General features: G+C 60.0%; 9 protein-coding genes. 2 read left to right on the top strand and 7 right to left on the bottom strand.

Features of this window, described 5'->3' with window-relative positions:
- The 7 genes from FJ248_08345 to FJ248_08315 form a co-directional block, all read right to left on the bottom strand.
- A partial coding sequence (locus FJ248_08345; GenBank protein MBM4120888.1) for a phosphoribosylglycinamide formyltransferase occupies window positions 1-682 on the bottom strand: 682 nt, incomplete at its 3' end.
- 4 nt (window positions 683-686) lie between these two features.
- On the bottom strand, window positions 687-1,712 hold the full coding sequence (locus FJ248_08340) for a phosphoribosylformylglycinamidine cyclo-ligase (protein MBM4120887.1): 1,026 nt from the start codon (window positions 1,710-1,712) through the stop codon (window positions 687-689).
- A gap of 71 nt (window positions 1,713-1,783) precedes the next feature.
- Window positions 1,784-3,070, bottom strand: a complete 1,287-nt coding sequence (gene rlmD / locus FJ248_08335) for a 23S rRNA (uracil(1939)-C(5))-methyltransferase RlmD (GenBank protein ID MBM4120886.1) — start codon at window positions 3,068-3,070, stop codon at window positions 1,784-1,786.
- 42 nt (window positions 3,071-3,112) lie between these two features.
- Window positions 3,113-4,501: a sigma-54-dependent Fis family transcriptional regulator gene (locus tag FJ248_08330; GenBank protein ID MBM4120885.1), complete on the bottom strand. Its 1,389-nt coding sequence runs from the start codon at window positions 4,499-4,501 to the stop codon at window positions 3,113-3,115.
- A 99-nt stretch (window positions 4,502-4,600) separates the two neighbouring features.
- Entirely contained in the window at window positions 4,601-6,943 is a 2,343-nt protein-coding gene (locus FJ248_08325; GenBank protein ID MBM4120884.1) for a HAMP domain-containing protein, read from the bottom strand.
- Window positions 6,910-7,215: a hypothetical protein gene (locus FJ248_08320; GenBank protein MBM4120883.1), complete on the bottom strand. Its 306-nt coding sequence runs from the start codon at window positions 7,213-7,215 to the stop codon at window positions 6,910-6,912. Before FJ248_08320 ends, FJ248_08325 begins: the two co-directional genes overlap by 34 nt.
- A gap of 50 nt (window positions 7,216-7,265) precedes the next feature.
- Window positions 7,266-7,580: a DUF1844 domain-containing protein gene (locus FJ248_08315; protein MBM4120882.1), complete on the bottom strand. Its 315-nt coding sequence runs from the start codon at window positions 7,578-7,580 to the stop codon at window positions 7,266-7,268.
- Window positions 7,581-7,792: 212 nt separating this feature from the next.
- Here FJ248_08315 and mazG point away from each other — a divergent pair, with 212 nt between their 5' ends.
- Both mazG and FJ248_08305 read left to right on the top strand, forming a co-directional pair.
- Window positions 7,793-8,632, top strand: coding sequence for a nucleoside triphosphate pyrophosphohydrolase (gene mazG / locus FJ248_08310; protein MBM4120881.1), 840 nt, complete (start codon window positions 7,793-7,795; stop codon window positions 8,630-8,632).
- Between the two features lie 6 nt (window positions 8,633-8,638).
- Window positions 8,639-9,283, top strand: coding sequence for a hypothetical protein (locus FJ248_08305; GenBank protein MBM4120880.1), 645 nt, complete (start codon window positions 8,639-8,641; stop codon window positions 9,281-9,283).
- The last annotated feature ends 616 nt before the right edge of the window (window positions 9,284-9,899 follow it).

Below are 9,899 nucleotides of genomic sequence, written 5' to 3'. Positions count from 1 at the left end.
ACACCGGATTGGTTAAGGAACCAGTTGCGTGGGACGCGCCGCGTACGCGTACAATGCGGCCATCCACTGCCAGTCGCCCCTCCGCGTAGAGCTGCACGGCTTTCGGAAAAATCCTGTGCTCCTCCACCAGGATACGCGAAGCCAGTGCTTCCGGCGTATCGCCCTCAAGGATCGGCACCGCCGCCTGGATGATGATCGGTCCCTCGTCTACACCTTCCGTCACAAAATGCACGGTGCAGCCGGAGAACCGCACGCCATGCGCGATGGCTTTCGTCTGTACGTCCAAACCAGGGAAGGACGGCAGGAGTGACGGATGGATGTTCATCATGCGGTTTTCGTATGCGCTGATCAACACGGAGGTGACAATCTTCATGTAGCCGGCCAGCAGCACCAGCTCGACCTCATGCTTGTTGAGCACATCCAGCACGGCACGGTCGTAAGCTGCTCGGGCATCCGGTTGCCCCGCAAAGGGCGTGGGGTCAAGGAAGACGTTGGTGAGACCGTGTTTCCGCGCCCGGTCGAGCGCTCCGGCGTCTTTCTTGTTGCTGAGGACAACGACGATCTGCGCGCGTAATGTTCCCGCTTCGATCGCGTCAATGATGGCTTGGAGATTGGACCCCCGTCCGGAGGCGAGTACGCCTACACGTAGCCTTTCGCCTCTAGCCTCAAGCCTCTGGCCCATCCCTTCAGACATACTCCACGCCCGGTTCGCCGGCTACCATCTCGCCGATCACATAGCCCTTGTCGCCCAGCGCCGCGGCTTTAGCAAGCACAGCCTCGGCATGCTGCGCCGGCACGATCATCACAAGCCCGATGCCCATGTTGAACACGCGGTGCATCTCCATGTCGTCCACCCGCCCGATCTTTTTAATGAGCGAAAAGATCGACGGTATGGGCCACGCGCCGCGACGCAACTGTGCGCGACAATTCTTTGGAAACACACGCGGGAGATTTTCCGTTAGCCCGCCGCCGGTGATATGCGCGATACCCTTGACCGGAAATTCGGCTGCCAGCGTGAGCACCTGCTTCGCATAAATCCGCGTCGGCGTCAGGAGCACCTCGCCCAGGGGGCGGTCGAGATCCACCAGCTTGCTGCGGACGCTGAGGCCGCCGTCGTCAAAGAGCGCGCGCCGCGCCAGCGAAAAGCCATTGCTGTGCAGACCGGTGGAGGCCAGCCCCACCAGCAGGTCCCCGGGCTTGATCGTCGAACCGTCGATAATCTTCGGCTTGTCCACCACGCCAACAGCAAAACCGGCCAGGTCGTACTCTCCGTCAGGATAGAACGACGGCATCTCTGCCGTCTCCCCGCCGATCAACGCGCAGCCAGCCTGCCGGCATCCCTCAGCAATCCCGCGCACGACCGCTTCACCCTTGGCGACCGTCAACTTGCCCGTCGCAAAGTAATCGAGAAAAAACAGTGGCTCAGCCCCACTGACCGCGATGTCATTGACGCACATCGCCACGAGATCGATGCCAACCGTGTCATGTTTATCCACTAGGAAGGCGATTTTCAGCTTCGTTCCGACGCCGTCAGTGCCGGAGACGAGAACTGGCTCTTTGTACTTGTCGGTCTGAAGTTTGAAGAGCCCGCCGAAGCCGCCGAGGTCGGTCAGAACTTCCGAGCGGAAGGTGCTGCGGACGGCCGGTTTGATGCGCTGCACGAATTCATTGCCGGCATCGATGTCCACACCCGATTGCTTGTAGGTTGTCATGCCTTAAATGCTGAACGGCGACCGATGCACACTCAACGGCAGAACGATCATACAAGAGGCAGACACAGGGGTCAACGCGCGAGTTCCACTAAAGTCTCGATGTGCGCGGTCTGGGGAAACATGTCGAAGGCCCGGAGACGATTCACACAATAGCCGCCCGCGCAGAGCTTTCCCAGATCGCGCGCCAACGTGGCCGGATCGCAGGAAAGATAAAAAATCCGCGGCACGGTCAGTGCTAGCAAGCCGCGCAGAGCGTCCGGGCTTAAGCCGGTGCGCGGCGGATCCATCAAGACCGCGTCATACTCCCCCGTCTCTGTGGCAGCCAGACACTCTTCGGATTTTTGATGGCGGAACCGGCACCGGCCGATATGATTGACCTTGGCTGTCTGGCGTGCATCGGCCAATGCCCAGCGATTGCTTTCCACCTCCGTAACCAGCGCGCCGCGCCGCGCAAGCGGCAACCCCAGCACACCGATGCCAGCATATAATTCAAGGACGCGCGGCCCCTGTGACGGATTCACCCATTCATTCACGGTCTGTGAAAGTGTGCTGAGCAACGGCCAGTTGGCCTGCATAAACGACCCGTCCGTGATGCGGAACTGCAGTTCGCCCAACCGGTCGGCGATCCAATCCTGTCCCGCTACCCAGCGCCCGCGGTTCTCCGCCGTGACGACCTGCCCACTGATGTCCGGCACGTCCTGACAAAGCGAAAACAATTGCGCTGCCTGTGAACGCGTGGCTGGACCGGTCCGCCAGGACAACAGCGTCGAGCCGAGGGCCACCGACCGTCGGACTTCAAGCGACTCCACCTGACCCGGCAACCGGCTCACCCGCCCCAGACGATCAGCAATCTCCCCGATCGTCTTTCGCATCGCCTCTGGCACGAGCAGGCAGCCCGCCGCCTCAACCGGCTGGTGCGAGCCTGCCTCACGAAATCCCAATGCCATGCCACGCTGGCCGCGAAACACGACGAAGCGCACCGCACTGCGGTAGCCATAGGGACTGGGCGAAGGGATTATGGGGGGAACGTCAATCTGGAGTTTCCCGACACGTGCGAGCGTCTCGGCCAGGATCTCGCGCTTGAATCGAAGTTGTGCTTCATACTCAATGTGCTGGAGCTGGCAGCCGCCGCAAATTTCATAAACTGGGCAGGGCGCGGGGGTTCGCTCCGGCGACGGCGCGGCGATCTCCTGAACCGCCGCCTCCTGATAGCTCTTATGCTTCGCGCCAAGGGCAACGGAAACCGTTTCGCCTGGAATCGCTCCTCGCACAAATAGCACCTGAGAGTCATGGCGTGCCAGCCCCCGCCCGCCCTGGACAAGCTTGTCGATGGTCACCATGAGAGATGGGGCAGGCATAGCCAAGTGATGACAGGCTTAATCGTTGGAACGTCAGATTTCTCAGCTCTCGTGACGCAACTCAACGCTGAGCAGTTTAATTTTGCGATGCAGATGACTGCGTTCGATCTGTAACGCATCCGCTGTTTTGGAGACGTTCCAGTTATGCTCCCGGAGTTTGCGGCTGATGTAGTCTCGTTCGAAGGCGTTGCGTGCGTCCTTCAGCGAATCGTAGTTGTTGCTCGTCAGGGGGCTGGACGCGGTAGCCGCTCCGCCTACCGACGACGAGCGCGACTGTATCAGCGGCCCGATGTGCGCGGCCTCAACTGTCGCCTCCGGCACCATGATCATGAGCCGTTCGATCAGGTTGCGCAGCTCGCGGATGTTCCCCGGCCAGTCGTACTGCTCCAGCGCTACCAGCGCCTCGGCTGTGATGCCCTTCGGCTTCACCTTCTGCTCCTCCGCATGGGTCTTGAGAAAATGCTGTACGAGGAGCCGAAGGTCCTGCTTGCGCTCGCGCAGCGGGGGCACCTCGATCGGCACTACGTTGAGCCGGTAATACAGATCCTCACGGAAATTACCCTTCTTGATTTCGGCCTGCAAGTCTTTGTTGGACGCGGCGATCACCCGCACGTCCACCTTGATTGCCTTGGTCCCACCCACGCGCATGAACTGCTGTTCTTGGAGCACGCGCAGGACCTTGGCTTGAGTGTTGAGGCTCATGTCGCCGATTTCGTCGAGGAACAGCGTGCCACTGTTGGCCTGCTCGAACTGGCCCCGCTTCTGCCCGGTGGCGCCGGTGAAGGCCCCCTTCTCGTGCCCCAGCAATTCGCTTTCGATCAGCGTTTCAGGAATCGCCGCGCAATTGACAGCCGTGAACGGCTTGTCCGCACGCGGGCTGTGCTGGTGAATGGCGCGGGCCACCAGCTCCTTCCCCGTGCCGTTTTCGCCGCCGATCAACACGCGGGCGTTGGACGGTCCGGCGGTCGTGATGAGCGCCCGCAGCTGCTGCATGGCCGGCGAGGTACCGATCAGCTCGAACTGCCGCTCGACTTTGTAGCGGAGTGTTTTGTTTTCTTCTTGAAGGCGGCGCTGGTCGAGCGCGTGCCGGACACGCAGCATGACGTTTTCAAGTGAGAGCGGCTTCTCGATAAAGTCGTACGCGCCAAGCTTGATGGCCTTGACCGCCGTTTCGATGTTGCCGTGCCCGGACATCATGAGCACCTGCACCTGCGGCACCTGCTCGCGCGAGCGCTTGAGCGTCTCGATGCCGTCTAATTCAGGCATCCAGATGTCGAGCATCATGAGGTCGGGCGGATCGTTGGCCAGCGCCGTCAAGGCCTCCTGTCCGCTTTTGGCCGTGGCGATGTGATAGCCCTCATCCTCCAGGATCTTGCTCAGTGCGGTTAGGATCGCCGGTTCGTCGTCCACGATCAAAATCGATTCTGCCATGATTGCTCAACCTCTCAACGAATGATGGGTAATGGATAATGGTTCATGTACGCGGGGCCTTTCATCGGCCATAAGCCATCGGTCATCAACCATTGCTCCTTAGGTCGGTAATTCAAATGTAAACACCGCGCCCCGCGGCTCGTTGCGGCCGGCGCGGATCTGCCCTTCGTGGTCGGTGATGATGCGCTGGACGATGGCTAGTCCAAGGCCTGTGCCCGTCCGCTTCCGCGTGAAGTACGGCAGAAATAGCTTGTCCTGATCTTCTGGATTCACGCCCGGCCCGTCGTCCGCCACGGTCACAACGGCACGCCGCCGCTTCACGTCGTGTTTGGTCGTGATCGTCACGTGGCCCTTCTGCTCCATTGCCTGTGCGGCGTTGTCGAGCAGGTTGAGGAACACACGCTTGATCTGCTCGCGGTCAAAATTTATGTGGGGCAGCTCTTCGTCCAACTCCGTCTGGAACTGCACGCCCCGGTGGGCTGCGCGATAGAGTGCCACCACCTCGCGGACCACGTCGTGCAGCGACTGCCGCGCCATCTGCGGCACGGGCATCCGCGCGTACTTTGAAAACTCGTCTACCATCTGCTTCAGTGCCCCGACTTCGCTGATGATCACGCTCGTGGACTCCTCAAAGACATTATTGAAGTCAAGCGCCTTCTCGTCGAATTTCTTCCGCAGGCGCTGGGCGGACAGTTGGATCGGCGTCAGCGGATTCTTGATCTCGTGCGCGATACGCTGAGCCACTTCCTTCCAAGTCGCCACTTTCTGCGCCTTCATGAGCTCGGTCAGGTCCTCAAACACGAGGACGAAACCGAGGTCGTTGCCCGCCTCATCCCGCATGCGTGAAAGGTTCAGCACGGTGGTCATGGACTTGCCCTGCACCTCCACCGCCCCCTCCGCGGTCAGCGTATCGAGCGCGTTGGTGAGAATACGATCATAGGCTGTCTGGAATAGATCAAGCTTGAGTTCTTTGAAGGTCTCGCTGACCGAGCGGCCTTTGAGCCGGTCGCCCCAGACGCCGAGGATGCGCTCGGCCGACGGATTGACGGTCGTAATGGCGCCGTTGCGGTCGATGGACAGCACACCCGCCGCCACTGTCGCCAGCACCGCCTCTGTGTAGGCGCGTCGGCGGTCCAGCTCGGTATTGGACTGCCGCAGCGAGACGTTGACCTCCTCCAGCTTCGTCTTGCTGGAGCGCAGATCGTCGGTCATGCGATTGAACGACTCCACTAGCGTCCCGATCTCGTCCGTTGCCTTTACCTTGATCCGCACGTTCAGATCACCATGCGCGATGGCTTCCGTAGCCTCGGCTAGCCGCTGGATTGGCACCGTGATGCCGCGCGCGACATAGAACCCAAACCAGGTAGCGCCAAACAGAATCATAACCGTGATCACGGCCACGAACAGATAGGCCGCCACCTTAATCGGCGTTTGCATGGCCTTGATCTGCCGGTATTCGGTGTACTGCGTGGAAATGCTCTCCATTTTGGCCAGCAACGACTCCGGCACGTAGGCGTCCACGACCACCACGCCGTCGAGTTCGCCCTGTTTCGCGTTTGAGGCGATGGGGACGCCAGCCCGGACCAGCCGGCCACTCTGCGCCTCCTGTACGGACGTCATCTCCTGTCCGGCGCTGATCACTTGCAGCACCAACTGCCCGATCGGCAGCTCGAGCACGGCGGGTGCCACGTGCGGATCGGCCGCCTTGGTCAACAACTCTTGTTTGGCCGAATAGACCTCCACGCCGGCCAGATTGTGCTCCGCACGCTTGCGTGCCATGCCAGCCACCAGCAGATCGCGATAATCGCGCTTCATCCATTCTTCGCGATAAATTTCGCGGCTGATGGCCCGCGCATGGTTGATCGCCAGATTGACGCGGCCTTCGTGCTGGATGCGTGCCAGATCCTCAGAATCCTTCAGCACCTGCTCGATCTGCTCGTTGAACCAGACATCCATGGCTTTGGTGACCAACCCACTGGCGACGATCGCCAGCAGCACCGTGGGAATCAGCGCAAACCCGATGAATGCCGCCACAAGCTTGGCGCGGAAGCCCGACCCGACTAGTTTGTGCCGCCGCTCGAAATACGCCTTGATCAGGTTGCGGGATAGCAGCAGCGAGAGGATGACGAGGCCAATTAGATCCAGATTGAACAGCAGGAGCACAAAGGCCGTGCTCGCATCGGGCAGCAGCCCTTCGCTCTCCCCGACGCCGGGCACGGTGTACTGCGCGTAGTAATAAGTGAGCGCCAGGCAGGGAACGAGCAGTAGTGACACGATCCCGATCGGCGTCCAGTGGGACCGGCGCCGGTCACGGTCCACCGTGTAGTCGCCCGGCTGCGTCAGGGACAGTCTATCCGAGTGGACAGATGCGTCCTTCTGTTCTACCGGCAGATCGAAGAGCCCCGGCATCAGAACCTGGCTCCCACGTCGGCGGTCACCCATGCGACGTGGAAATTGCGGTACCACTGGGGGACCCCCGACACCACTGCCTCGGAAAAATCAGGCGTCACAGACAAGGACTCCTGCGACCGTCGGACAGATGGCAGCCCATGCCGTTTGATCAGCGCGCGCGTGGTGCCATAGCTTTCCGCATAGGGCGGCGACGCCACACGTGCCTTGACATCGGGCTGAGCATCTGCAGCCCGAACCGGTCCGCTTGCGCACAGCATGGTGACGACAAACGGGCTAACGATGTTTTGGGGAATGGTCCGCATACCGGATATCTCAAACACGGGAGGCGACGGCCGTCGAATTGAGAACGAGCTCACGAAACAGAAGGAGATTTTTTCCCCGATGCAAGATCCACATACTTCATGCGCAAGGCATACAGCATGTCCGTCAGCATCGCCTGCTCGTCCTGGTCCAGATTGCCCTTCGTTTTGGCCTCGAGCACGGTCAGGATGTCGATGATTTCCTTGACCTGTGGCAGATTAACCGGCATCTTCCCCTGCCGTGGATCCAGCTGCTCGCCCATGAGCATGAGTGCGGAGGTACTGAGCGAAAAGACAAACGTCGAAAAGGTCACCGGCGGATGGTGGTGCTCGTGCGCTTGGCCGGCGTCTGGCGGCTCCGAAGCCATTTGCGACGGGGGAGTCGCAGCAGAGCCGGCCGGCGCCGGCTCATCCGCCCCGCGTCCCCGCTTGTCGCGGACGACAAAGCTTTGTTCGTGTTCCTTATCTGCCATGCGATTGCTTCAGAAAGTCCGCGTGTACGCTATCATAGGGTCGAGTGTTGCGCAAGCGACACAGCCTATTGAAACAGGTATAATGCCGGCCGGTTGGAGAGCTTTCGATGTCGGATCGGTTTAACGAACTTGTGCGATTGATGGCGGCGCTCCGGGCGCCGGACGGCTGCCCATGGGACCGCAAGCAGACGCACGACTCGCTCAAGCCGTATCTGCTGGAAGAGACCTACGAGGTCCTGGAGACAATCGACCAGCAGGATGAGCCGAAACTCCGAGAAGAGCTCGGCGATATTCTGCTGCAAGTGCTCTTCCACGCCCAAATCGCGGCCGAGCGGAAGACCTTCACGATCAACGACGTCATGCAGGTCCTGGCCGATAAGCTGGTCCGCCGGCACCCGCACGTCTTCGATAAGAAGAAGGACGACGCGCTGACACCAGATCAGGTTTATTCGAACTGGGAGCAGATTAAACGCAACGAGCGCAAGGAATCTGGCCGGGCCGAGTCCGCGTTGGATGGCGTGCCCAAAACACTCCCCGCGCTGCTGCGGGCCTTCCAAACCCAGGCCCGGGCCTCACGCGTCGGGTTCGACTGGCCGCAGAACGGCGACGGCGTGCATCAAGTCATGGACAAAGTGAAGGAAGAGATTGTAGAACTGACCGACGCCTACGGTCTCCGCGAGCGGGGCACCACACCGACTGCTACGGCGCAGCGGCACCTGGAAGATGAAATGGGCGATGTACTGTTCTCGCTAGTTAATCTTGCGCGCTTTCTCAAGGTGAATCCAGAGGATGCGTTGCGGCGGGCTACAGACCGCTTCGCCGACCGCTTCCATTATATCGAAGCGGAAGCCGCCCGGCAGAGCCGGCCACTCGACTCGATGACGCTAACCGAGATGGACGCCCTATGGGAACAAGCCAAGAAAAAACTCTCGTCGCGACCCGCGTAGTGGCCCATGGAACCTAACCCGTCACCCCCATCCGACAATCAGAACGGCCCCTACGTGGAGGGCGAGCGTGCTGGCGCCCATCCGTTGGTCGTCATCCTCTCCGTCATTCTCGGTCTGTGGTTTCTCATCTGGCTCGCCACACCGAAAGGCAAACCAACGCAAGCGCCGACCAATCCGGAACTGGCCTCCAAGTCGCTGATGGACGAAGGCGACCTATCGCCGGTCATGTTCACGGTCAAGACGACTGTAAAGGAATTCAACGCGATCGGCGTGCTGGTTCCGGCACAGGCCACGGACAGCCAGGTGGCCGGCCTGCTGAAACGGTTCCGCGAAGCTCGCCTCGCCAATACGTTGGCGACCATGCTGCCGCCCACCACGCACAAGCACAAGCTCGGTGAGCACGTCGTGGCGGACATTTTCATCTTTTCGGACACCAAATATGCGACGGCTGAAGCCATTGGTGTCCTATCACGCGGCGCCCATGCGCCGGGCGAGCTCTATCCGGGTGCCGTCCAATTTGAAATCGCGATGGAGCATGTGCGTGGGCATTATCGAGTTGATTTACACGACACCGGACATCCCGACAAAGGCGCAATTGGCTTTACGGATGAGTCCGGCGTGCATTCCAAACGCTACCGCGAACTGTTTTGAGAAGAATTCTTCTTGGTGTCACAAGGCTTTTCTCAACTTGACTAGCCCCACCGCGCTTGCATGATTTTTGCTCTTTACGTACACAGCCTGTCCGCAGCCTCCTGCCAGTTCTGATCCATTTCTACTCAGCAGACCAAAACTCGCTACACCTTGTGGCAAGTCAGTAATAGGCCACAATCGATCACCCAATGGTCCCGCGCATAGCCCTGTCCCAGATGGGGGACTGTACGATTACAACTACTTGCCCACAGGGTTATCAACAGGCCTTGCGAGCGGAGAGGAGCGTGCTAGAGTTTTAATTTTTCTCGAATTTCCTGACGCAATGCGGACTTGGATTCGTTCATCCAGGCATCTAATTGCTTGAACAGATGCGCCAACGGACCGATAAAGGGGCCAATCATGACGTCCAGCCGATCATTTAGCATGTTTTCTTTGTTCGCAATCTCCAATTTGCAGTCCGCAATGTGCCGCGTAAGCAATTTGGACATTGAGAGCTGCTGTCCGGGGCTACCGCCCTGCAATGCAAGCACGGTGTACTTCAAATAGTCTAATTCCTCAACCACCGCCACCTTCACCCGCACCGCATGCGGCGTTGGCCACGTACCCCGCTGGATGG

Origin of the sequence: Nitrospira sp., assembly GCA_016873435.1 — a bacterium.
In the GTDB taxonomy this organism is placed as follows: Bacteria; Nitrospirota; Nitrospiria; order Nitrospirales; family Nitrospiraceae; genus VGXF01.
This window is presented reverse-complemented; position numbering and strand designations above follow the sequence as displayed.

Excerpts from the sequence above, each read along its gene's own strand:
- FJ248_08305 (MBM4120880.1), top strand. The coding sequence starts at position 8,639 with ATGGAACCTAACCCGTCACCCCCATCCGACAATCAGAACGGCCCCTAC.
- FJ248_08325 (MBM4120884.1), bottom strand. The coding sequence starts at position 6,943 with ATGGGTGACCGCCGACGTGGGAGCCAGGTTCTGATGCCGGGGCTCTTC.
- FJ248_08315 (MBM4120882.1), bottom strand. The coding sequence starts at position 7,580 with ATGGCTTCGGAGCCGCCAGACGCCGGCCAAGCGCACGAGCACCACCAT.
- FJ248_08340 (MBM4120887.1), bottom strand. The coding sequence starts at position 1,712 with ATGACAACCTACAAGCAATCGGGTGTGGACATCGATGCCGGCAATGAA.
- rlmD (MBM4120886.1), bottom strand. The coding sequence starts at position 3,070 with ATGCCTGCCCCATCTCTCATGGTGACCATCGACAAGCTTGTCCAGGGC.
- mazG (MBM4120881.1), top strand. The coding sequence starts at position 7,793 with ATGTCGGATCGGTTTAACGAACTTGTGCGATTGATGGCGGCGCTCCGG.
- FJ248_08320 (MBM4120883.1), bottom strand. The coding sequence starts at position 7,215 with ATGCGGACCATTCCCCAAAACATCGTTAGCCCGTTTGTCGTCACCATG.
- FJ248_08330 (MBM4120885.1), bottom strand. The coding sequence starts at position 4,501 with ATGGCAGAATCGATTTTGATCGTGGACGACGAACCGGCGATCCTAACC.